A 22,819-nucleotide genomic window follows, 5' to 3' on the forward strand; every position below is an offset into this window, starting at 1 on the left:
GCCTCGACACGGACCGTCCGTACGGCTCGTAGCGTCGCACACGTTCCGGTGGGCCGGTGCGCTGTCTCATGTGACTCATGGGTCTTCCGGAACTCGAACACGCTCTCGTTGCGCTCGAAATTGCTTGATACTCTCTTTAAAGAAGCAGTTTCAAGCAGATCCTATGATCGTTCACCCGAGGCCGCATCCGGCGGCGGGTGCGCCGGTACGGAGGAGTCCCCAAATGCCCGACGGCACGTCCCTCACCGCCACCGAGATCGCCTCCCAGCCCCAGGTGTGGCGCAGGGCCGCCGCTCTCGCCCCATCGCTGAGCGGCTCCCTGCCCAGGCCCGGTGAGCGGACCGCGGTGGTCGGCTGCGGCACCTCGTGGTTCATCGCCCAGTCGTATGCCGTGCTGCGCGAGGCCTGCGGCCAGGGCGAGACGGACGCCTTCGCCGCGTCGGAGTTCCCCGTCGGCCGCAGCTACGACCGTGTGCTGGCGATCACCAGGTCGGGCACGACCACGGAGGTCCTGCGGTTGCTGGGCCATGTACGTGGCAGCGCCGCCACGTCCGCCATCACCGCCGACCCGGAGACGCCGGTCATGAGCGCGGCGGACCAGGTCGCGGTGCTCGACTTCGCCGATGAGCGCTCGGTGGTGCAGACCCGGTTCGCCACCACGGCGCTCGCCCTGCTGAGGGCGCACCTCGGCGATGATCTCGCCGCCGCCGCCGCGGACGCCGAACGGGCCCTGGCGCACGAACTCCCCCAGGGGCTGGTCGAGGCCGATCAGTTCACCTTCGTGGGCACTGGTTGGACCTGCGGTCTGGCGCAGGAGGCGGCGCTGAAGATGCGTGAGGCGGCGGGCGCCTGGACCGAGGCCTACCCGGCGATGGAGTACCGGCACGGACCGATCAGCATCACCGGTCCCGGCCGGGTGGTGTGGGCGTTCGGCGGCCTGCCGGAGGGGCTGCGCGGCGATGTGGAGGCCGTCGGCGGCACCCTGCTGGCCGACTCGTGCGCCACCTCGGCCGCTCCGCTCGATCCGATGGCGGACCTGGTGCGCGCGCAGCGGCTGGCGGTCGCCGTCGCCGAGGCCAGGGGCTGCGACCCGGACCGTCCCCGCAACCTCACCCGTTCCGTTGTCCTCCGCTGACCGTCGCCCGGCTCCGTCCATCCGGTCGGCCGTGCCGGTCCTGACCGTCACGCTCAACACGGCCGTCGATGTGACCTACCGGCTTCCACGGGTGGAGCTGCACGGGACCAACCGAGTCGAGCGCACCGTCGTGTCCCCGGGTGGCAAGGGTGTCAATGTCGCCCGGGTCCTGACCGCGCTCGGGCACCGCTGCGTGGTGACGGGTCTGGCGGGCGGCGGCACGGGCGAGGAACTGCGCGCCATGCTGGCCGCCCCCGGTCCGGCGGGAGCGGCGCCGCTGGACGACCGGCTCATGACCGTCGCGGGCACCACCCGGCGCACGGTGGCGGTGGTCGACGGCACGGGCGACGCCACGGTCTTCAATGAGCCGGGGCCGCGGATCACCGCCGACGAGTGGGCGGCCTTCGTCGCCGCCTACCGCCGGCTGCTCGGGGGATGCGGCGCGGTCGCCCTGTGCGGGAGCCTGCCTCCCGGAGCGCCGGCCGACGCCTACGCCACGCTGGTGCGTGAGGCACACCGGGCCCGGCCCGGTGTGCCGGTTCTTCTGGACACCTCCGGCGAGGCGCTGGTCCATGGACTGGCGGCGGGGCCCGACCTGGTGAAGCCCAACGCGGACGAGCTCGCCGAGGCGACCGGGATCCAGGACCCGGCCGGGGCCGCGGCCCGCCTTGCCGCGTCCGGCACCACGGCCGTCGCCGCCTCACTCGGCCCGGACGGAGCGCTTCTCGTCTCACCCGAGGGAGGTTGGCGGGCCGCGCCACCACGGCGGTTCGCGGGCAATCCGACCGGTGCCGGTGACAGCGTGGTGGCTGGGCTGCTGTCCGGCCTGGTGGAGGGGCTGTCCTGGCCGGAGCGGCTGCGCCGCGCGGTGGCGCTGTCCGCCGCGACCGTGCTCGCCCCCACGGCCGGGGAGTTCGACGCGGACGCCTATCGCGAGCTCCTCCCCCGGGTACGTCCCGAGCCCATCCGTCTGCCGCACATACAGCGCTGACCCGCGCCGACCCCCACCGATCACAGCGACCACTCACGGCAACCGACCGCACAGCCACCCGGCCCACCCGCACAGCCCGACCGCACAGCCACCCGCACCGCCGGACCGCACCGCCGGACCGCACAAGCCCGAGCACCGAAGGACGCACCATGCCCGTTGCCACCACAGCCGACCTCGTTGCGCGGGCGCGCGCCGCGCGGAGAGGTCTCGCCGCTTTCAACGTCATCACGCTCGAGCACGCCGAGGCCGCCGCGGCCGCGGGCGAGGCCGCCGGACTGCCCGTGGTCCTCCAGGTCAGCGAGAACGCGGTGAGGTTCCACGGCGGGGACCCGGCACCGGTCCTGGCCGCGTGCGCCGCCGTGGCCCGCGGCTGCGCCGTCCCGGTCTCGCTCCATCTCGACCATGTCGAGGAACGGGAGCTGCTGCACGCGGGCGCCGAGGCGGGAGTCTCCTCGATGATGTTCGACGCGTCGAAACTCCCCTACGCGCAGAATGTGCGCGCCACAGCGAACGCCGTCGCATGGGCCCACGAGCGCGGGATCTGGCTGGAGGCGGAGCTCGGCGAGATCGGCGGCAAGGACGGCGCGCACGCGCCCGGGGTGCGCACCGATCCGGACGACGCGGCCGCGTACACCGAGGCCACGGGGGTGGACGCCCTCGCCGTGGCCGTGGGCAGCTCGCACGCGATGACCGAGCGGACCGCCCGGCTGGACCATGACCTCATCGCACGGCTGCGCGAGAGGGTGCCGGTCCCACTCGTCCTGCACGGATCCTCCGGGGTGCCGGACGACGAGCTGCGGCAGGCGGTGAAGTCGGGGATGGTCAAAATCAACGTCGGCACGGCCCTCAATGTCGCCTACACCTCCGCGGTGCGCGAGCACCTGGCGCGGCGGCCTTCCGCGGTGGATCCGCGCAGGTACCTGACGGCCGCCCGCACGGCGATGGCGGAGGCGGCCGAGCACATCCTGCGGGTGCTGGGCTGACGTCCGCGAGCGCGCCCCGCTCGCAAGCGCCCGTACGGGAGGGCAGCGCGGCCCGGATCACCCGTCCGCGCGGCTCACGCCGTCCAGGAGTGCAGCACCCTCGCGATCTCCCGTACATCCTTGCGCCCGGCCTCGGTGTCCAGCGCCAGAGCGCTCGCCTCACCACGGCGGGGCTTGGGCGACAGTCCGCTCAGGGTGAGGTAGGCCCGCGCGACCGCCACCGCGTACAGCGCGTTGCTGTGTTCCAGGGCCGGGGTGCGGACCAGGGTGTGCAGGAGGGCGGCGGCCTTGTGGTGCGGCTTGTCGTAGACGTCCTTGTCCATGATGCGGGCGGCATGCCGAGTCTCCGCCCCCGCCAGCACCCCGTAGTCGCAGACCAGGGGGTCCCCCGGCAGTATCTGGGCGGCCGAGAGCAGCCACGCCAGATCGACGCGAAGGTTCACCGCGACTCTCCGTGCGGCGCACGGGTGCCGTCGTGACCGACGGCGCGCTGCTCCTTCGGGGTGCCGTAGACCTCGGCGAACTCCTCGCTCATCTCGTCCACCGCTGAGGCGTAGGCATCGAGGAACAGGCGCCGGGTCTCGCTGAGATCGCGCTCGATCAGCCCGTTGACGTAGTCCTGGACGCTCATATGCGACTTCGCCGCGCGCTCCTGGACCGCGGTCAGGCGCTCCTCGGGCATCCGCACATTGAGCTGTTTCTGCGTTCCCATAAAGGAAAGCTAGCTTATGTAGCACTCGCTAACAAGGAGTGCCCCACGTCGAGGCATGATCGCGGGGAAAACGGTCACCATCCTGGGCATGAGCGAAACACCAGGCACGGACCTCGCCGCCCGCCTCATCGCGCGGTGGCTCGACGAGTCGCAGGAGCGCGCGGCGGGCCCCGAGGGCACGGCGCAGGACCGGGGCGCCGCGGCGCTGGCACGGCGGGCGTGGGAGGACGGCGGCCGCTTCACCCCGGAGGCCGTGCGCGAGCTCGCCGACTGGGCCGACGCCCGCGTGGAGGACCCCGCGACCGGCGCGAACCCCGACTCCCCCGGCGACGGCGGCCGGCTCACCGTGGCCGACAAGGAAGCCGTGCACCGCTGGATCGAGGAACAGGAGTACCGCCTCTGAACCGCCCGGCAAACCCTCGGATGCGATCGGAGAAGGCGGGGCGAAGCGGGACACGGGGGCGACGAGCGGCACCGGGTGTACGGCAGGGCCGACGCCGCAACCGAGCGGTCGCTCCGGCCACGCCCCGACCCCAGCCGTTGTCGAGGTCACCGCGCCAGGCACCTTCCCCTTGCATGGGTGGGTGACAACGGCCAACGCCCGCCGGAGGGGAGGCCGTTGGCGGTGTAGCACCGGGAGGCGCCGAACGGAGCGCCGGTCAGGTGGCGCCCAGGCCCTTGGCGAGGTCCTCGGAATTCATCACCGGCTCGAAGGTGATGTACGCGCCGAACTCGCTGAACAGGGGCTCGGCGATGGACGGCATCTGCGAGGAGTCCTGCATGTCGAACACGAACAGCGCGGTGCGCTTTCCGTCGATCGTGGTGAAGTAGGCCGCCTCGGGGTGGACCTTCTGGGCGACCTTCTCGATGGTCCTGCCCATGGTGCCGTTCTTGAAGGCCTCGTTGGCGCGCTCGGTGTCCATACTGGCTCTCAACAGCATCCTCATGACACACACCTTCCTGGCGGCCGCGTCAGGCGCTGCCGATCCACGCCTGGGAAGGCCCGGTCGCGCTACTACCAGCGTCACTCCCCGCAGTCGGGGCCGCAAGGCGTGATCGGCCCGCCCCGCCGAGGGCAACCGGCCCGGCACCGACCGAGGGCAACCGGCGGCCCCCTCCGAGGGCGGGCCCGGGTCAGCCCGACGACAGGCGGGGCGGCTCGACGAGGCCGAGCGTCCTGGCGGTCCCCGTGAGGGTGAACAGCCGGACGGGCTGCGGACCAGGGGCGATGAGACGGAAGACGCTGTGTGCCCTGGTGGCCTCGGCCCGTGCCCACAACAGGGTGTTGAGGCCCGCGCATCCGCAGAACGCCACCCCGCTCAGATCGATCTCGATGCTGCGCGGGTGGTGCGGCAGGCAGCCCTGGACCGCTTCTTTGACCCTTGGCGCGGTGTCGAGGTCGATCTCCCCGCGCAGGGCGATCAGGGCGGCTTCGTCGACGATGGCGGCCCGCACCTGAAGGATCGAGTCCGCTGCTGCCACCTGTCCTCCACCGGGAGGGCGCGGGTAGAGGTCGGATCGCCAGCAGCCGCGCGTTCCGCTGCGATCGTCAGGTCGGCTGAGCAGGCCCGATGCGGCGACGGCGCGCACAGGAACAGCGCGCACCAGAACGGGCCCTTGCTCGATCGTGGCGCCGCCGCCGGACAGGTGTCAACCAATACACGAAATAGAATTCGCTAAATCTGGGTCGTACAAACCCCGGGAATGGCGTTCAGCATCGCCCACTCGCGCCGTATGATCCCCTCCATGGCCCCCTCCGACGGCAACCAGCGCGTCGGCCGCTGGACGTTCCTGACCAATCATGCCCGGGTTCTCCTGGAGATCGCCCGGAATCCCAACGTGCGCCTGAGAGATGTGGCCGACACGGCGGGCATCACGGAGCGTGCGACTCAGGCCATCGTCGCCGATCTGGAAGCCGCGGGATATGTCACCCGCACCCGGGTCGGCCGCCGCAACCACTACACGATCGACCCGGACAGCCGCTTCCGCCACCCGGCCGAGGCCGACCACAGCATCGGCGGGCTCCTGTCGCTGTTCACCCACCGCGAGCACTCCAAGCCCTCCTAGACCGGTCCGAGGCTCCTGCACCCTCGGCCCTGCCGAACCGTCGCGTTCAGCGTCAGGGCTTGCGGGCCACCCCGCCCACCGCCAGGCGGAGCACGGCGTGGTCGGCGATCGAGGGGGTGTCGGGGTCCGGGCGCCACTCGGGCACATGGACAAGACCGGGCTCCACGAGTTCAAGGCCGCAGAACAACTCGGCGACCTCCTCGACCGACCGGAAGTTGCCCCGGCCCATCCCCTGGCGCATGGCCTCCTGCGCCTGCGCCACGCTCGGGTCGCCATCGGTGACGAGGTGGTGGATGAAGACATGGCTGCCCGGTGCGAGGCGGTCGCACAGCTGCCGCATGATCCCCCGAGGGTCCTCCTCGTCGAGGATGTGGTGCAGGATTCCGCAGAGCAGGAGGCCGACCGGCCTGCCCATGTCGATGTGGGCGGTCAGCTCGGGGTGGTCGAGGATGGTCCCGGGGCGGCGCAGGTCCCCTTCGACCACGACGGTCTCGTCGTTGTCGGCCAGCAGTGCGCGGGCGTGGGCGAGGACGGAGGGCTCGATGTCGACGTATGCCACGCGCACCTTGGGGTTTATCGCCTGGGCGACCTCGTGGACATTGCATGCCGTGGGCAGGCCCGAGCCGATGTCGACGAGCCGGGTCAGGCCCACGTCGGCCACGAGGTGGCGCACCACTCTTCGAAGGAGCGCGCGCTGCTGCTCCACACCGATCCTGACCTCGGGCAGCGCCTTCTTGATCCGGTCGCCGACCTCGCGGTCCGGGCCGAAGTTGTCCTTGCCGCCGAGCAGGTAGTCGTAGATCCGCGCGATGTTGGGCTGGGGGGTGGTGGGGGATATGTACGACCACTCGTCGAGAGAGCGGGTGCCGACGTCGGACACGGTGTCTCCTTCACGCCGCCGGTGACGGCGGACGCTCCTCACCCCTGACAGGGGGTGGCCTTTGACTCACTGTCAGTCGAACACCCTAGCCGCGGTGACCGGGCCGCCGTCCCCCTTGCCCCCCGCGTTGCCATTATCCCTTGTCACAGCGGTCTCCTCGCGTCTTTTCGCTCAACGCACAACCCCTTCACGATCACCCACCAATGCCCGGTAATTGCAGATGACACACGCCGCTACCTTGAGATACCTATGGAGCCGACCATGACCATGAGGAAAATCGTGTGCTGATAACACTGATACGGGGCCACCTTCGCCCCTACACCCGACCGCTGTGGCTGCTCGTGCTCCTTCAGCTCGTGCAGACCATCGCCGCTCTCTACCTCCCGACGCTCAACGCGGACATCATCGACAACGGTGTCGTCAAGGGCGATACGGGTTACATCCTCAGAACCGGCGGCGTCATGGTGGCGGTCACGCTGCTGCAGCTGCTGTGCACGGTGGGCGCCGTGTACTTCGCCGCCAGCACCGCCATGGCGATCGGGCGGGATGTCCGCGCCGCCGTCTTCGGGCGGGTGCAGTCGTTCTCGGCACGGGAGATGGGCCACTTCGGCGCCCCGTCCCTGATCACCCGGACCACCAACGACGTCCAGCAGGTCCAGATGCTGGTGCTGATGAGCTTCACGCTCATGGTCACGGCGCCGATCATGTGCTTCGGCGGCATCCTGATGGCCCTGAACCAGGACATTCCCCTGTCCACCCTCCTCCTCCTGATCGTGCCGGTGCTCGGTGTGGTCGTCAGCGTGATCGTGCGCCGCCTGCGCCCGCAGTTCCGGCTCATGCAGGAGCGCATCGACATCGTGAACCGGGTGCTGCGCGAGCAGATCACGGGCCTGCGGGTGATCCGGGCGTTCGTCCGCGACCGGCACGAGAGCGCGCGCTTCGGTGGCTCCAACGACGAGCTCATGGATGTCTCGCTGCGCGTCGGCAAGCTGATGGCGCTGATGTTCCCGCTGGTGATGCTGGTGGTGAACGCCTCCAGCGTGGCCGTCATGTGGTTCGGCGGCCATCGCATCGACGGCGGGTCGATGCAGATCGGCGCGCTGACGGCGTTCCTGAGCTATCTGATGCAGATCCTCATGTCGGTCATGATGGCGACATTCATGTTCATGATGGTTCCTCGGGCCGAGGTCTGCGCGGAGCGCATCCAGGAAGTGCTCGACACGCAGACCAGCGTGGTGCCGCCGCTGGAACCGGTCCGCTCGCTCACCGCGCGCGGGCACCTGGAGCTTCGCGGCGCGGAGTTCCGCTACCCCGGTGCCGAGGCCTGCGTGCTGCGGGACATCGACCTTGTCGCCAGGCCCGGTGAGACCACCGCCGTGATCGGCAGCACCGGCAGCGGCAAGAGCACCCTGCTGGGGCTGGTCCCCCGCCTCTTCGACGCCACCGGCGGCTCCGTCCTCGTCGACGGCGTCGATGTGCGCGACCTCTCCCCGGAGGTGCTGGCACGCGTCGTGGGCCTGGTGCCGCAGCGGCCGTACCTGTTCTCCGGCACCGTGGCGTCCAACCTGCGCTACGGCAAGCCGGACGCCACCGACGAGGAGTTGTGGGCGGCGCTGGAGGTGGCGCAGGCGCGGGACTTCGTGGAGCGGATACCGGAAGGACTCGAGGCCCCGATCGCCCAGGGCGGCGGCAATGTCTCGGGCGGTCAGCGCCAGCGCCTGGCCATCGCCAGGGCGCTGGTGAGGCGCCCGGAGATCTACTTGTTCGACGACTCCTTCTCCGCTCTCGACTACGCCACCGACGCTGCGCTGCGTGCGGCCCTGGCCCGCGAGACCGCCGAGGCGACGGTCGTGATCGTCGCCCAGCGGGTGAGCACCATCCGCGACGCCGACCGCATCGTCGTCCTGGACGAGGGCCAAGTGGTGGGCGTCGGCACCCATGGCGAGCTGATGGAAGGCAACAGCACGTACCGGGAGATCGTTCTCTCCCAGCTCACCGAGGCGGAGGCAGCGTGAGTACACCGCAGCCTCGCCGCGTGGGCGGAGAAGCGAACAGGGGGGATGCAGCGTGAGCGACGCACACGCGGCTGCCCAACGGCAGACAACGATCCAACCGCAGCCTCGCCGCGTGGGCGGAGAAGCGAACAGGGGGGACGCAGCATGAGTACACAGCAAGCCGCGCCCCGGCGGGGGCCCGCGCCGGCGATCGGACCCGCCCGGTTCATGGGCGGCCAGCCCACCGAGCGGTCCGACGACTTCAAGGGCTCCGCCAAGCGGCTGCTCAGGCAGCTGCGGCCCGAACGCGCCATCCTCATCGGGGTCCTCACCCTCGGTGCCCTGAGCGTCATGCTCTCGGTGGCCGGTCCGAGGATCCTCGGCCACGCCACCGACCTCATCTTTGCCGGGGTGGTCGGGCGCAAGCTGCCCGACGGCACCACCAAGCAAGAGGCGATCCAGCGGCTGCGCGACCAGGGCCACGGCGGCCTCGCCGACGTCATCGCCCCGCTGGACGTGGTCCCCGGCCAGGGAGTGGATTTCACCGCCGTCGGCCAGGTGCTCCTGTGGGTGCTGGCCATCTATGTCCTCGCCGGGCTGTTCGGCATAGCGCAGGGCAGACTGGCCACCCGCGCCGTGCAGAACACCGTCCACCGGCTGCGCGAGCAGTGCCAGGACAAGCTGTCCCGGTTGCCGCTGAGCTACTTCGACCAGCAGCCGCGCGGCGAGGTGCTCAGCCGTGTCACCAATGACATCGACAACATCGCCCAGACCCTCCAGCAGACGCTGTCCCAGATCATCGCCTCGGTGCTGACCATCGTCGGCGTGCTGGGCATGATGTTCTGGATCTCCCCCCTGCTCGCCCTGATCGCGGTCGTGAGCGTGCCGGCGTCGGTGTGGGTGGCGACGGTCGTCGGCAAGCGGGCGCAGCCGCAGTTCATCGCCCAGTGGAAGACGACCGGCAAGCTCAACGCGCACATCGAGGAGATGTACACCGGGCACTCGCTGGTGAAGGTCTTCGGCCGCCAGCACGAGTCGGCGCAGACCTTCCGGACGCAGAACGAGGCGCTGTACGCCTCCAGCTTCAAGGCCCAGTTCATCTCCGGTCTGATCCAGCCCACGATGATGTTCATCGGCAACCTCAACTATGTGCTTGTGGCGGTGGTCGGCGGTCTGCGGGTCGCCTCCGGCGCCATCTCGCTGGGCGAGGTGCAGGCGTTCATCCAGTACTCGCGCCAGTTCAGCCAGCCGCTGAGCCAGGTGGCGAGCATGGCCAACCTGGTGCAGTCCGGTGTCGCCTCGGCGGAACGGGTCTTCGAGCTGCTGGACGCGCCCGAGCAGGAACCGGACCCCGCCGAGCCCGCCCGCCCGGAGGCCGTGCGCGGCCGGGTGGCGTTCGAGGACGTCTCCTTCCGGTACCAGCCGGACAAGCCGCTCATCCACGGGCTCTCGCTCGCCGTGGACCCCGGCCAGACCGTCGCCATCGTCGGCCCCACCGGCGCGGGCAAGACCACACTGGTCAATCTGCTGATGCGCTTCTACGAGGTGTCGGGCGGGCGGATCACCCTGGACGGGGCGGACATCGCGAAGATGACGCGTGACGAGCTGCGCTCGGGCATCGGCATGGTGCTCCAGGACACCTGGCTCTTCGGCGGCACGATCGCCCAGAACATCGCCTACGGCTCCGAGGGCGCCACGCGCGAGCAGATCGTGGAGGCCGCCAAGGCCGCGCACGTGGACCGCTTCGTGCGCACCCTGCCCGACGGCTACGAGACCGTGATCGACGAGGAGGGCGGAGGTGTCAGCGCGGGCGAGAAACAGCTGATCACGATCGCCCGCGCGTTCCTCGCCAGGCCGGTGATCCTCATCCTGGACGAGGCCACCAGCTCGGTGGACACCCGCACCGAGGTGCTGATCCAGCGGGCGATGGCGAAGCTGCGCTACGGCAGGACAAGTTTCGTGATCGCGCACCGGCTCTCCACCATCAGGGACGCGGACGTGATCCTGGTGATGGAGTCCGGCAGCATCGTGGAGCAGGGCAGCCACGACGAGCTCATCGCCGCGGGCGGGGCCTACTCACGGCTGTACGCCGCCCAGTTCGCCCAGGCGGTGGCCGAGGCCGACTGACCGGTGCGCCAACTGCCCGGTGCGCCGACTGACCGGTGCGCCGATGGACGAGTGGCACGGTTTGGTACGCGGCGCCCGGCGGGTTGTGGCAGGAGACCCACCGGGCGCCGCGAGTCTCAGGTCGCGGGAGCCGTGGTGCCGTACACCTGCATCTCGTAGAGCGAGTAGCCGTACGCGGTGCCGCGTGCCGTGCCGTTGACCCGTACATAGCGTCCGGTGCCGGTGAGCCCGGTCAGGTCGTCGGTCGCGCCGTTGCCGCTCGTGGTGGAGTAGACCGTCGTCCAGGTGGTGCCGTCGGGCGAGGTCTGGATGGTGTATGCCTTGCCGTAGGCGGCCTCCCACGTCAGCTTCACCCTGCTGATGTTCGCCGTGGCCCCGAGGTCGACGCGCAGCCACTGCGGATCCACGCCCTCCTTGCTGGCCCAGCGGGTGGAGGTGAGGTTGCCGTCGAAGGCGGCGCTCGCCGGATAGGAGGACGACTCGACGGACGAGGTCGTGGCCGCCTTGCCCTGCGAGAGCAGCACCGGGTCACCGCCGCCGGATCCATTGACGGTGAGCCCGTAGGCGGCCGAGTGGGTCCCCGAGGCCGAGGTCCCGGTCACCGTGAGCGTGGACGAGCCGGAGGCCGCCGCCGCGGTGGTCGAGATGGTCATCGTCGAGGTGCCGCCCGGAACCACCGAGGCCGGGGCGAAGCTCACGGTTACACCCGACGGGGCGCCGGTGGCGGACAGGGAGACCGGGTCGGTGCTTCCCGAGGAGGACGTCACCGACACCGTGGACGTCGTGGACGCACCGGGGCCGACCGCGCCGGAGGAGGGGTTGAGCGACAGCGAGAAGTCCTTGGAGCCCGAGGCCGTGAACGCCCACTGGCTCGCGGCTCCCGAGCAGCTGCCCGCCACCACGTTGCCGCCCGAGGCCCGGAAGCACTTCTGGCCCGTCTGGATGTCCGAGATCGTCCCGCTGGGATTGATCGACCACTGCTGCGCCGGTCCGCCGTTGCACGTCTTGAGGACGATATTGCTGCCGGACATGGCCGCGCACAGATCGTTGATCAGCAGGAACGCGCCGTGGAAGGTGAACCGCTGGTTGGCCGCGCCGGTGCAGGCGGCGGTCTTCAGCGCGGTGCCGGACGTCGAGCTGTTGCCGGGGTCGTCCAGGCACTGTCCCGTCGAGCCGTTCTTGTACTGGCCGACCGTCGTGTTGGGCTGGGCTCCGCCGTAGCACTCCCCCGTGCCGGTGTTGAAGATCGGCGTGGCGTCGTAGGGCTCGTTGGACGGGGGGTCGATGACGACGGGTTCCATCGTCGGTGTGTTGTCGGCGTTGTAGTGCGTCAGGGCGTCCTCGCAGTCGATGGCGTCCATCGCGTTGCCGCCCTTGCCGCCGAGCCAGAGGTCGAGGTGCCACAGCTTGGGGCCGCCGTTGGGGCCGTGGCCGTTCCAGTCCTCACCGCACTCCTGGCAGTCGTCCTCCATGATGAAGTACTTCTTCACCCGGGGGACCCACACCTTGGTGCCGGGCGCCAGCTCTGAGCTGGTCGTGGCGAAGGTGATCGGGTCGGAGAAGGTGCCCTTGCCGCCCGCGGTGTCGTGGATCTGCGGGTAGGAGATGTCACCGCCCGGCGGGGTGTTGTCGTACCAGCCGTAGAAGGTCAGGAACGTCTGCTGCGTCGTGGCGGCTTGGGCCGACGGAGCGCCGTTCAGCAGGCCGGCGAAGGCCGTGAGAAGGAGAAGACAGACGGTTGTCACTGTTGCGGCCAGCGAACGCCGACTCATGGATTCCTCCGCGACACCAGGGGGCCAGTTGCGTGGTGGTTGCAGAGTGTGGAGTCGGGCGCTCGCCGCCGTCAATAGAGTTGTTAGGAAACTTTTCTAACAGTTACCGTCGCCCCCCTCCGACGGCCCCTCCGGTCAGACCCCGGTCAGGCGCTTCGACGGGCGCAGGTACACCGCCCACGTCACCGCGAGGCACAGGACGTAGAAGGCGAGGAAGGCCAGATAGGCCGTGTCACCGGTCTTCGCGGTCAGGAAGGACTGCCGGAAGGCGACATTGACGAGGACTCCGCCGAGCGCCCCGACGGCTCCGGCCACACCGATCAGCGCTCCGGAGAGCCTGCGAGTGCGCTGTTCCTCGACGTCGGCGTCGGCGCCCGCCTCCACCGCCAGGTGGGCCTTGGCCCGGAAGATCGCCGGAATCATCTTGTACGTCGAGCCGTTGCCGATGCCGCTGAAGACGAACAGCATCACGAACCCGGCCAGGAACAGCGGCAGGGAGTCATTGCGCGACGCCATCAGGACGACGAGGGCTCCCCCGGCCATCGCGGTGAAGTTCCAGAAGGTGACCCGCGCTCCGCCCCAGCGGTCGGCCGCCAGACCGCCCAGCGGCCGTACCAGCGAGCCGAGCAGCGGGCCGAGGAAGGTCAGATAGGCGGCGTCCACGGGCGTGGCGAAGTCGGCGTGGAACTGCACCTGGAGGACCTGGCCGAAGGCGAAGCCGAACCCGATGAACGAGCCGAAGGTCCCGATGTAGAGCAGGGACATCACCCAGGTGTGCCGGTCACGGGCGACCTCGCGCATGGCGCCCTTGTCGTTGCGCAGCGCCGAGAGGTTGTCCATGCGCAGGGCCGCGGCCAGCGCCGCCAGGACGATGAGCGGGATGTAGATCAGCGGCAGGAACCGCGGGTGCGAGGCCCCCGCCGTGGCGAGCACCAGGAGGCCGAGGAGCTGCACGGCGGGCACGCCCAGATTGCCTCCGCCGGCGTTGACGCCGAGTGCCCAGCCCTTGAGCCGCTGCGGGTAGAAGGCATTGATGTTCGCCATGGAGGAGGCGAAGTTGCCTCCGCCGACGCCGGCCACGGCCGCACACGCGAGGAGGGTGCCGTAGGAGACACCGGGTTCGAGGACGACGCCCGCCAGCACGGTGGGAACCAGCAGGAGCGCGGCGCTGATCACCGTCCAGTTGCGTCCGCCGAACGTGGCCACGGCGAAGGTGTACGGCAGCCGCAGCGCAGCGCCGACCAGCGTCGGAACGGCGGTGAGGACGAACTTGCCCGCCGGGTCGATGCCGTACTCCGGCCCGAGGAAGAGGACGAGGACGGACCACAGGCTCCAGACGGAGAAGCCGATGTGCTCCGACAGGACCGAGTAGACCAGGTTGCGCCTGGCCGTACGGGCGCCCGTGGCCGCCCAGAAGGACGGGTCCTCCGGCCGCCAGTCGTCGATGCGATGGGCGGCGGCTGCCGCCGGGACGGGAGGACGGGGCTGTTCCGGAGTGCGTACGGCGGTGCTCATGGTGACCTGCCCGTGGTGAGGAGTGGAGGGGTCTGACGACACAGGAGGACGCTATGAGCGGCCGGTTTCCCGCTCGTGTGGGGCCCCGTTCGGCGGTGCTACATCTCCCGCACGCGCGGGTTCGGCCGGTGTGAGGAGAACGGGCCAGACCGGCAGCGCGGCCGGTGAGCCGTCCGGTGCGCACTCCTCGTCCAGGCACCGGCCGGAGCGCAGGTCGAATGCCTGCTTGTACATGGGGGAGGCCACCACGGGCGCGCCGGCGCGGCTGCCGACGATGCCGCGCGAGATCACCTGCGCGCCACTGAACGGGTCGCGGTTGCCGACCGCGTACACGGCCCCTGAGCGGTCGCGGAAGACGGCGACCTGCTGTCCTTCGACGAGTGCGGCGACGCCGCGCCCGGGCGCCAGGTCGTCGTAGCGGCACACGGGTGTCCAGCCGCCTCCGGCGTCGATCTGCACGGTGCGAGTGCTCAACGGGTCCTCACCTCGAGACGGGGACCGGCGACAAGAGCCGGTCGCAGCGTGTTGCCGTCCTCGTCCTCGCGGGCGGGGCGGACCTGGTCGCGCTCGGGGACGAACCGCACGGTCGGGTCCGGTGTCCCGGGCGCGTTGACGAACGAGACGAACCGCCGCAGCCGGTCCGGGTCCTGGAGCGTGGCACGCCACTCGTCCTCGTAGGTCTCCACATGACGGGCCATCAACTCGTCGAGTTCCGCGCATATGCCGAGGCTGTCGTCGACGACGACCGCCCGAAGGTGGTCGAGTCCCCCCTCCATGCGCTCGATCCACGGAGCGGTGCGCTCGAGGCGGTCGGCGGTGCGGATGTAGAACATCAGGAAGCGGTCGATGGTGCGCATCAGCGTCTCCCGGTCCACGTCCGAAACCAGCAGGTCGGCGTGACGCGGCGTCATACCGCCGTTTCCGCCGACGTAGAGGTTCCAACCGGCGGAGGTGGCGATGACGCCGAAGTCCTTGCTCTGCGCCTCAGCGCACTCGCGGGCGCAGCCGCTGACCGCGGACTTGAGCTTGTGCGGGGCGCGCAGTCCCCGGTAGCGCAGCTCGAGTTCGATGGCGAGCGCCACGGAGTCCTGGACGCCGTAGCGGCACCAGGTCTCCCCCACGCAGGACTTGACCGTGCGCAGCGCCTTTCCGTAGGCGTGGCCCGACTCGAATCCGGCGGCCACCAGCCGCTCCCAGATGTGCGGGAGCTGGTCGACGGCGGCTCCGAACATGTCGATCCGCTGCCCTCCGGTGATCTTGGTGTAGAGCCCGTAGTCCCGCGCGATCTCACCGATGGCGATGAGCCCCTCGGGGGTGATCTCCCCGCCGGGGACGCGCGGCACGACGGAGTAGGAGCCGTTGCGCTGGAGATTGGCCAGGAAGTGGTCGTTGGTGTCCTGAAGGGCGGCCTGCTCGCCGTCGAGGATGTGGACGGAGTTGCCGAGTTCGGCGTTGAGGGAGGCGAGGATGGAGCCGACCGCGGGCTTGCAGACGTCGCATCCCTCCCCCGTGCCGTGCTCGTCGATCAGGCGCGAGAAGGTGGTGATGCCCTTGACGCGGACGATCTCGAAGAGTTCGGCGCGGGTGTGCGCGAAGTGTTCGCACAGTCCCCGGGCGACCTGCACTCCCGCGGCGGCCAGCTCGTCGGCGACGATGGTGCCGAGCGCCTTGACGCAGGATCCGCAGCCGGTGCCGGCGCGGGTGCACTTCTTGACCGCGGGGACGTCGGCGCAGCCGCCGTCGGTCACGGCGGCGCGGATGGCGCCCTTGGTGACGTTGTGGCACGAGCAGACCACGGCCTCGTCGGGCAGGGCGATGGGGCCCGGGGCGGTGCCGATGGAGGCGGGCAGGACGAGTTGCTCGGGGGGCACGGTGAGCGCGGCGGCGCTCGTGGCCAGGGGGCGCAGCATGTCGTAGGCCTCGGCGTCACCGACGAGGACGCCGCCGAGCAGGCTGCCGTCGGCGCCGACGACGAGCTTCTTGTAGACCCCCTCGCGGCTGTTGGAGTACAGCACCTCCAGGGAGCCCTCGGTGGTGCCGTGGGCGTCGCCGAAGCTGGCCACGTCGACACCGAGGAGCTTGAGCTTGGTGGAGGTGTCGGCTCCCGTGAAGCTGCCCTCGAGCCCGGCGAGGTCGGCGGCGGCGGCCTCGGCCATGGCGTACCCGGGGGCGACCAGGCCGTAGACCCGGCCGTCCGCTGCGAGAGCGCACTCACCGATGGCCTGGATGCGGGGGTCGGCGGTGCGGCATGCGGTGTCCACCACGATTCCGCCGCGCTCGCCGACCGGGAGGCCGCAGTCGCGGGCCAGTTGGTCGCGGGGGCGTACCCCGGCGGAGAAGACGACCAGGTCGGTGGCGAGCACTTCGCCGTTCGACAGGGCCATGGATGCGACCCGGCCGTCGGCTCCGGCCTCGATGGCCTGCGTTCCGGCGGCGGTGTGGACGGTGACGCCGAGCTCCTCGATCTTGCCGCGCAGCGCGGCGCCGCCGCCGTCGTCGACCTGAAGGGCCATCAGCCTGGGCGCGAACTCCACCACGTGGGTGTCCAGCCCCAGCGCACGCAGCGCTCCGGCGGCCTCGAGGCCGAGGAGTCCGCCTCCGACGACGGTGCCTGTGCGGGCGGTGTCCGCCCAGGAGCGGATGGCCTCGAGGTCCTCGATGGTCCGGTAGACGAAGCACCCCTGCGCGTCATGTCCGGGGACGGGCGGTACGAAGGGGTACGAGCCGGTGGCCAGGACAAGGGCGTCGTAGGGGAATTCCGCGCCGGACTCGCTGGTCACGGTGCGGGCCGCGCGGTCGATGCGGACGGCGGGGTCGCCCAGGCGCAGGTCGATGCCGTGGCTTTGCGCGAAGCCCTCCGGCCACATCGACAGCTCGTCCGCCGTGGTCCCGGAGAACCACGAGGTGAGGTGGACCCGGTCGTAGGCCGGGCGGGCCTCCTCGGCCAGTACCGTGATCCTCCAGGCCCCCGGGGCCCGTTCGGTCAGCGCTTCCAGGAACCGCTGGCCGACCATGCCGTGGCCGACCAGCACCAGGTGCTTGTGTATGTCCGTCACAGATGGGTCCCTCACTGGTGGGCTCCTTGCGTGGTGAGCAGGTGCAGGGGGTCGGGCGGGAGCGGCTCTTCCCGCTCGTAGGCGTGGGTGAGGTCGCCGACCGTGGCCAGGTCGCCGACGAGGATGGCGCCGACGAGGCGGTCGTCGCGCATCACGAGCTTCTTGTACGAGCCCCGGGTGGCGTCGGTGAGCCGCAGGACGTCGGTGTCCCGGTCGGCGTCGGTGACGTCGCCGAACGCGGCGATCTCGATCGCTCCGGCGCTGAGCCTGGCCAGGACGCGTGAGCCGGTGTGGACGGCGTGGGGGCGCGCGCCGGACAGACGGCCCGCGAGCACGTCGGCCTGCTCCCACGCGGGCCCCGACAGGCCGTGGACGGTGCCCCGGTGCTCGGCGCAGTCGCCGATGGCGTACACATCGGGGGCGGAGGTGGCGAGCGTGTCGTCGACCACGACACCCCGGCGCACGGTGAGCCCCGCGGCCTTGGCCAGTGCGGAGCGGGGCCGGACCCCGCAGGCCAGAACGACAAGGTCGGTGTCCAGGACGTGGCCGCCCGCGAGCTCCAGGCCGGTGACGCCCTCGGCGCCGTGCAGCGCGCGGGCCCGGTTCTCGGTGTAGACGGCGGCCCCCATGGCCAGCAGGGCGCGGCGGACCGTCTGCCCGGCCTCCTCGTCGAGATGGCGCTCCATCAGATGCGGGGCCTGGTGGACGATCTCGACCGGCAGTCCGAGGGCGGCCAGGGCCCGGGCGGCGCTCACCCCGAGGACTCCACCGCCGACGACGACGGCCCTGGTGGCGTTCGCGGCGGCCTCGGCGAGCCGGACGCAGTCGGCGAGGGTGCGGAAGGCGTGGACACCCTCCTTGAGGCCCGTGCCCACGGTGCTGTGGAGATTGCGGATGGGCGGCAGCACCGGGTTGGCGCCCGTGGCCAGGACCAGGGTGTCGTAGGAGACGCTCTCACCGGTGGCGGTGCGCAGCGTGCGTGCCCGCGGGTCGAGCGCGACGACCTCGCAGCCGTGCCGGATGTCCGCGCCGCCCGTGGGCAGCGCGATCGACTCGGGGCGGTAGCGGCCGGTGAGGACGTCGGCGAGCAGGGCGCGGTTGTAGGGGGCGTGCGGTTCATGGCCGAAGAGGGTGAGCTGCACCTCGCCGACCGGAGCGTGGGCGAGGGTCTGCTGGGCGAAGCGGGCGGCGGCCATGCCGGCGCCGACGACGGCGATACGACGGGTCATGAGGACTCCCCGGCGGTCTTCGCGGTTTCGACTGTTTCGGCCACTTCGACCATTCCGGTCGCTTCGGCGGTTTCTGCCGCTTCGGCTGTTTCGGTCGCTTCGGCGGGGGCCTTCTCGACGCGCACCGCGCACACCTTGAACTCGGGCATCCGCGAGACCGGGTCCAGGGCGGGGTTGGTGAGGGTGTTCGCCCGGCCGGGGCCCGCCCAGTGGAAGGGCATGAAGACGGTGTCCGGCCGGATCGCCCCGCTGAGCCGCGCCGGGGCGAGGGCGCGTCCGCGGCGGCTGGTCACGGCGAGCAGATCCCCCTCCCCGACACCGATCCGCCGGGCAAGCCGGGGATGCAGCTCGACGAATGGCCCGGGCGCGGCGCGGTTGAGCTCGGGCGTACGGCGGGTCTGGGCCCCACTCTGGTACTGCGCCAGCACCCGTCCGGTCGTGAGGTGGAGCGGGAAGTCGGCATCCGGCACCTCGGCGGCGGGCCGGTGCGAGACATCGGCGAACCTGGCCCGGCCGTCCGGCGTGGCGAACCGATCGAGGAAGAGCCGGGGCGTTCCCTCCTCCCCGTCCGGGCAGGGCCAGAAGACGCCGTCCTGCTTGCGGACGCGGTCGTAGGTGATGCCCGAGTAGTCCGCGTCGCCGCCGGCCGACGCCTGCCGCAGCTCCTCGAAGACCTCCTCGGCGTCGGCCGGGAAGCCCTTCTCGCAGCCGAGCCGCGCGGCCAGCTCGTGCAGCGTGTACAGATCGGTGCGCACGCCCTCCGGTGGGGCCACGGCGGCGTGGCGCAGGATGACCCGGCCTTCGAGGTTCGTCATCGTGCCGTCCTCCTCCGCCCACTGCGCGGACGGAAGGACGACGTCGGCCAGCCGGGCCGTCTCGGAGAGGACGACATCGCAGACGACGAGCGAGTCCAGGGACCTCAGCCGCTCGGTGATGTGCTCGGCGTTGGGGGCGGAGACCACCGGGTTGGAGCCCATCAGCAGCAGGGAACGCACCCCGCCGTCGGTGCCGAGGGTGTCCAGCAGCTCGTACGCGGAACGGCCCGGCCCCGGCAGGTCGTCGGGGTCGATGCCCCAGACCTCGCCGACGTGGGCCCGCGCGGCGGGATCGGTGATGGACCGGTATCCGGGCAGCTGGTCCGCCTTCTGGCCGTGCTCACGGCCGCCCTGGCCATTGCCCTGGCCGGTCAGGCAGCCGTATCCGGACAGCGGCCGGCCCGCCCGGCCCGTCGCCAGGCACAGGTTGATCCAGGCGCCGACCGTGTCGACGCCCTTGCTCTGCTGTTCCGGTCCCCGAGCCGTGAGCACCATGCCGGTCCCGGCCTCGGTGAACAGCTCCACCGCCTTGCGCTGCTGGGCGACCGGGACTCCCGTGATCCGCTCCACCCGCTCCGGCCAGTGCGCCATCGCGGACGCCCGGGCCCGTTCGAAGCCGGTCGTGCGGGTGGCGATGAAATCCTCGTCCACGTGCCCGTCCGCGATCACCAGGTGGAGCAGGCCGAGGGCGAGTGCCAGATCGGTTCCGGGCACGGGCTGCAGATGCAGGTCGGCGGGCTCGGCGGTACGGGTGCGGCGAGGGTCGACGACGATCAGCCGCCCTCCGGCCGCCTGCTGTTCCCTCAGGTACCGCAGCGCCGGCGGCATGGTGTCGGCGAGGTTGCTGCCGACGAGGATCACGCAGCCGGTGCGGGCCACGTCCTCCATCGGGAAGGGCAGCCCGCGGTCGAGCCCGAACGCGGCCCGGTGGGCGGCCGCGGCCGACGACATGCAGAACCGCCCGTTGTAGTCGATGTTCGCCGTCCGCAGGGCGACACGGGCGAACTTGCCCAGCAGATACGCCTTCTCATTGGTCAGTCCTCCCCCGCCGAACACGCCGACCGCGTCACGGCCGTACCGCGTGGCGGTCTTCTCGAGGACGCTCGCGGCGCGGTCCAGGGCCCGCGGCCAGGTGGTCTCGCGCAGGGTGCCGCCCTCGCGCACCAGCGGTGCCGTCAACCGATGGCGGGAGGAGAGGAGTTCGGCGGCGCTGTGCCCCTTGCCGCACAGAGCCCCCCGGTTGACGGGGAAGTCGGGGCGTTCGACGATCTCCACGCCGGGCGCGCCGGCTCGCGCCGGTTCGACGGGGCGCAGGCGCATCCCGCACTGCAGCGAGCAGTACGGGCAGTGGGTGTCCACCGGTGGCGGCGGTGCGGAGGTCATGTCAGGAAGCGTCATCCGCGCCCGTTACGTTTCCGAGTCCTCCGCGTTGCGCCCAAGGTACGGCTACCTCACCGCGGCCCGGGGCGCATGCGAGGAGGCGGATACTTCCCCGTACGCGAAGCACCCCCGGCATAACCCCGGTGTGACCTGCGCGAAACCGCCTCTTAACGACCGTGGTCCAGCCTCACCGCATGAGTACAGCAAGACTGGAGGCGGCATCCCCGCCGGGCGGCCCGCTCGCCGGCTTCACCGTGGGCGTCACCGCGGACCGGCGCCGGGACGAGCTGGTCGCGCTGATCGAACGCCGTGGTGCGCGGGTCGTCGAGGCGCCGACCATGCGCATTTTGCCCCTCGGGGACGACACCGTGCTGCACAGCGCGACCGAGCGGTGCCTGACGGGTTCGCTCGACTACGTCGTGGCCACCACCGGTGTCGGCTGGCGCGGGTGGATGAGCGCGGCCGAGGGCTGGGGCACCGCGGGGCGGCTGGCCGAGGCGTGCGGCCGGGCCACGGTGATCAGCCGCGGTCCCAAGGCCACCGGGGCGATTCGCGCCTCCGGGCTGCGCGAGACCCACTCCCCCGCGTCCGAGGCCATCGACGAAGTGCTCGACTGGCTGCTCGCCCGGGAGCTGCACGGCACCCGTATCGCCGTGCAGGAGCACGGCGCCCCGCTCGAGGGATTCGCCGCCGCCCTGCGCGAACGCGGCGCCGACGTCATCGAGGTGCCCGTCTACCGGTGGGGCCCGGCCGATGATCCCGCGGCGGTGCGCAGGCTGGTCGAGCAGACCGTCCGCCGCGAGGTGCACGCACTCGCCTTCACCAGCGCCCCCGCCATCGAGGCGTTCCTCGCGTGCGCCGAGGAGTCCGGCCGCCGCGACACGGTCCTGGACGCCATGCGCGGTGATGTCCTGCCGGTGTGCATAGGTCCGATCTGTGCCCGGCCGCTCAGTTCCCGCGGGGTGGAGACGGTCTGGCCCGATCGCGGCCGCCTGGGGTCCTTGGTGCGGGTGCTCGCAGAGGAACTGCCCGCCCGCTCGCGCCGGGAACTCGCCACGGCCTGGGGGCCGGTGGTCCTGCAAGGCGCCTGTGTCACGGTCGGCGGGGACACCTTGTGGCTGCCGCCCCTGCCCGGGGCGGTCCTGCGGGCCCTGGCCGACCGTCCGGGCGCGGTCCTGAGCCGGGCCGAACTGCTGCGCCGCGTCTGGACGGACCAGCAGCCCGAGGAGCACGCGGTGGAGGCGGCGGTGGCCCGGCTGCGCACCGCGTTGGGCGCGTACTCGGGGCTGGTGCGGACCGTCACCAAGCGCGGCTACCGGCTGGTGGTCGACGTATGAGCTCCACCGCCGCGCGTACCGCCGCTCCCCCGTTGCTCGCCGTGGCCCATGGCACCCGGGACGCCGACGGCATGGCCGAGATCGGCGCCCTGCTGGAGCGGGTCAGGGGCCTTCGGCCCGGGCTGAGGGTCGAACTCGGCTGCGTGGACGTCGCCCAGCCCTCGCTCGCCCGGACCCTGGCCACCCTGCGGGGGGAGGTCGTCGTCGTTCCCCTGTTGCTCGGCACGGGGTACCACGTCCGGGTGGACATCCCCGAGGCTCTTGCCGCGGCGCCGCAGGTGAGAGCCCGGGTCACCTCCGCGCTCGGTCCCGATCCGCTCCTCGCCACCGCACTGGCGCAAAGGCTGGCGCAGGCGCGCCCCGGCCGAGGCACGAGTGCCGTCGTCCTCGCCTCGGCCGGCTCCACCGATCCCGCCGCCAACGCCGAAGCGGCGGTCATGGCGGAGCTCCTGACGGCCCGCCTCGGCAGGCCGGTCGTCGCCTCCTACCTGTGCGGCGGCTCCCCCGCCCCGGCGGAGGCGGTCGCCGCCCTGCGGGCCGAGGGCCATGACGAGGTGGCCGTCGCCCGCTATCTGCTGGCTCCCGGGTACTTCGCGAGGCTGGCCGCCTCCGCCGGAGGATGCGTCACCTCGGCCCCTCTGGGCGCGCACGAGGCGGTCGCGAGGCTGGTGCTGCGGCGATACGACGAGGCGGCCCGCGCCGGAAGTCTGTCGCGGGTAGCCTGAGCGCCGTTCAGGGGCCGCGAGACGAGGGGAAGACCGTGTTCGTGCGACGACAGGGCCGGGCGCGCAGTACGGCGGTGCGACGCAACCTCGGCACCGAGCCG

The 22,819-nt window shown here is 71.3% G+C and carries 20 protein-coding genes; 9 read left to right on the forward strand and 11 right to left on the reverse strand.

All coding sequences use genetic code 11. The features are described from left to right. The first annotated feature begins 223 nt into the window (after positions 1-223). The 3 genes from IEY86_RS06970 (at position 224) to IEY86_RS06980 (ending at position 3,109) form a co-directional block, all read left to right on the forward strand. Positions 224-1,135, forward strand: a complete 912-nt coding sequence (locus IEY86_RS06970; RefSeq protein WP_189130650.1) for an SIS domain-containing protein — start codon at positions 224-226, stop codon at positions 1,133-1,135. Positions 1,136-1,166: 31 nt separating this feature from the next. Continuing rightward, positions 1,167-2,126, forward strand: a complete 960-nt coding sequence (locus IEY86_RS06975; RefSeq protein WP_189130651.1) for a 1-phosphofructokinase family hexose kinase — start codon at positions 1,167-1,169, stop codon at positions 2,124-2,126. Between the two features lie 149 nt (positions 2,127-2,275). Further along, positions 2,276-3,109 carry a class II fructose-bisphosphate aldolase gene (locus tag IEY86_RS06980; protein WP_189130652.1) on the forward strand — a complete coding sequence of 278 codons (834 nt, stop codon included), beginning with the start codon at positions 2,276-2,278 and terminating at the stop codon, positions 3,107-3,109. Positions 3,110-3,183: 74 nt separating this feature from the next. Here IEY86_RS06980 and IEY86_RS06985 read toward each other — a convergent pair whose 3' ends face one another. Both IEY86_RS06985 and IEY86_RS06990 read right to left on the reverse strand, forming a co-directional pair. Beyond that, positions 3,184-3,552 carry a hypothetical protein gene (locus IEY86_RS06985; RefSeq protein WP_189130653.1) on the reverse strand — a complete coding sequence of 123 codons (369 nt, stop codon included), beginning with the start codon at positions 3,550-3,552 and terminating at the stop codon, positions 3,184-3,186. Then, on the reverse strand, positions 3,549-3,821 hold the full coding sequence (locus tag IEY86_RS06990) for a toxin-antitoxin system HicB family antitoxin (RefSeq protein WP_189130654.1): 273 nt from the start codon (positions 3,819-3,821) through the stop codon (positions 3,549-3,551). The genes IEY86_RS06985 and IEY86_RS06990 overlap by 4 nt, the downstream gene beginning before the upstream one ends. Before the next feature lie 88 nt (positions 3,822-3,909). On the opposite strand from IEY86_RS06990, the gene IEY86_RS06995 reads away from it, so the two are divergent. Then, positions 3,910-4,224, forward strand: a complete 315-nt coding sequence (locus IEY86_RS06995; RefSeq protein WP_189130655.1) for a hypothetical protein — start codon at positions 3,910-3,912, stop codon at positions 4,222-4,224. Positions 4,225-4,480: 256 nt separating this feature from the next. Here the strand turns inward: IEY86_RS06995 and IEY86_RS07000 are convergent, their stop codons facing one another. Then, positions 4,481-4,768 (reverse strand): hypothetical protein, encoded by a 288-nt coding sequence (locus IEY86_RS07000; RefSeq protein WP_189130656.1) that lies wholly within the window; start codon positions 4,766-4,768, stop codon positions 4,481-4,483. A 187-nt stretch (positions 4,769-4,955) separates the two neighbouring features. Then, the gene (locus tag IEY86_RS07005; protein ID WP_189130657.1) at positions 4,956-5,303 is read right to left on the reverse strand and encodes an STAS domain-containing protein; all 348 of its coding nucleotides are present in this window, start codon (positions 5,301-5,303) and stop codon (positions 4,956-4,958) included. A 264-nt stretch (positions 5,304-5,567) separates the two neighbouring features. Here IEY86_RS07005 and IEY86_RS07010 point away from each other — a divergent pair, with 264 nt between their 5' ends. Continuing rightward, complete coding sequence (locus IEY86_RS07010; RefSeq protein ID WP_189130850.1) at positions 5,568-5,888, forward strand: helix-turn-helix transcriptional regulator; 321 nt, start codon at positions 5,568-5,570, stop codon at positions 5,886-5,888. A gap of 52 nt (positions 5,889-5,940) precedes the next feature. On the opposite strand, the gene IEY86_RS07015 is transcribed toward IEY86_RS07010, so the two are convergent. Next, complete coding sequence (locus IEY86_RS07015) at positions 5,941-6,768, reverse strand: SAM-dependent methyltransferase (protein ID WP_189130658.1); 828 nt, start codon at positions 6,766-6,768, stop codon at positions 5,941-5,943. Between the two features lie 281 nt (positions 6,769-7,049). Here IEY86_RS07015 and IEY86_RS07020 point away from each other — a divergent pair, with 281 nt between their 5' ends. After that, positions 7,050-8,783: an ABC transporter ATP-binding protein gene (locus IEY86_RS07020; RefSeq protein WP_189130659.1), complete on the forward strand. Its 1,734-nt coding sequence runs from the start codon at positions 7,050-7,052 to the stop codon at positions 8,781-8,783. A 144-nt stretch (positions 8,784-8,927) separates the two neighbouring features. Continuing rightward, entirely contained in the window at positions 8,928-10,889 is a 1,962-nt protein-coding gene (locus IEY86_RS07025) for an ABC transporter ATP-binding protein (RefSeq protein WP_189130660.1), read from the forward strand. A gap of 116 nt (positions 10,890-11,005) precedes the next feature. On the opposite strand, the gene IEY86_RS37785 is transcribed toward IEY86_RS07025, so the two are convergent. The 6 genes from IEY86_RS37785 to IEY86_RS07055 all read right to left on the reverse strand — a co-directional run bounded on the left by IEY86_RS37785 (position 11,006) and on the right by IEY86_RS07055 (position 20,659). Beyond that, on the reverse strand, positions 11,006-12,661 hold the full coding sequence (locus IEY86_RS37785) for a discoidin domain-containing protein (protein ID WP_189130661.1): 1,656 nt from the start codon (positions 12,659-12,661) through the stop codon (positions 11,006-11,008). A gap of 135 nt (positions 12,662-12,796) precedes the next feature. Then, entirely contained in the window at positions 12,797-14,176 is a 1,380-nt protein-coding gene (locus IEY86_RS07035) for a nitrate/nitrite transporter (RefSeq protein WP_189130662.1), read from the reverse strand. Positions 14,177-14,227: 51 nt separating this feature from the next. Continuing rightward, positions 14,228-14,635, reverse strand: a complete 408-nt coding sequence (gene nirD, locus IEY86_RS07040; protein WP_229698232.1) for a nitrite reductase small subunit NirD — start codon at positions 14,633-14,635, stop codon at positions 14,228-14,230. An 11-nt stretch (positions 14,636-14,646) separates the two neighbouring features. Continuing rightward, positions 14,647-17,190: a nitrite reductase large subunit NirB gene (gene nirB / locus IEY86_RS07045; protein ID WP_189130851.1), complete on the reverse strand. Its 2,544-nt coding sequence runs from the start codon at positions 17,188-17,190 to the stop codon at positions 14,647-14,649. A 53-nt stretch (positions 17,191-17,243) separates the two neighbouring features. Next, positions 17,244-18,461, reverse strand: coding sequence for an NAD(P)/FAD-dependent oxidoreductase (locus IEY86_RS07050; protein WP_189130664.1), 1,218 nt, complete (start codon positions 18,459-18,461; stop codon positions 17,244-17,246). Next, a complete protein-coding gene (locus IEY86_RS07055) occupies positions 18,458-20,659 on the reverse strand; it encodes a molybdopterin oxidoreductase family protein (RefSeq protein WP_189130665.1) in 2,202 nt (733 codons plus the stop codon). Before IEY86_RS07055 ends, IEY86_RS07050 begins: the two co-directional genes overlap by 4 nt. A 191-nt stretch (positions 20,660-20,850) precedes the next feature. On the opposite strand from IEY86_RS07055, the gene IEY86_RS07060 reads away from it, so the two are divergent. Both IEY86_RS07060 and IEY86_RS07065 read left to right on the forward strand, forming a co-directional pair. Beyond that, positions 20,851-21,993: a uroporphyrinogen-III synthase gene (locus IEY86_RS07060; protein ID WP_189130666.1), complete on the forward strand. Its 1,143-nt coding sequence runs from the start codon at positions 20,851-20,853 to the stop codon at positions 21,991-21,993. Then, positions 21,990-22,718 carry a sirohydrochlorin chelatase gene (locus IEY86_RS07065; RefSeq protein WP_189130667.1) on the forward strand — a complete coding sequence of 243 codons (729 nt, stop codon included), beginning with the start codon at positions 21,990-21,992 and terminating at the stop codon, positions 22,716-22,718. Before IEY86_RS07060 ends, IEY86_RS07065 begins: the two co-directional genes overlap by 4 nt. The last annotated feature ends 101 nt before the right edge of the window (positions 22,719-22,819 follow it).

Source organism: Wenjunlia tyrosinilytica (genome assembly GCF_014646055.1).
In the GTDB taxonomy this organism is placed as follows: domain Bacteria; phylum Actinomycetota; class Actinomycetes; order Streptomycetales; family Streptomycetaceae; genus Wenjunlia; species Wenjunlia tyrosinilytica.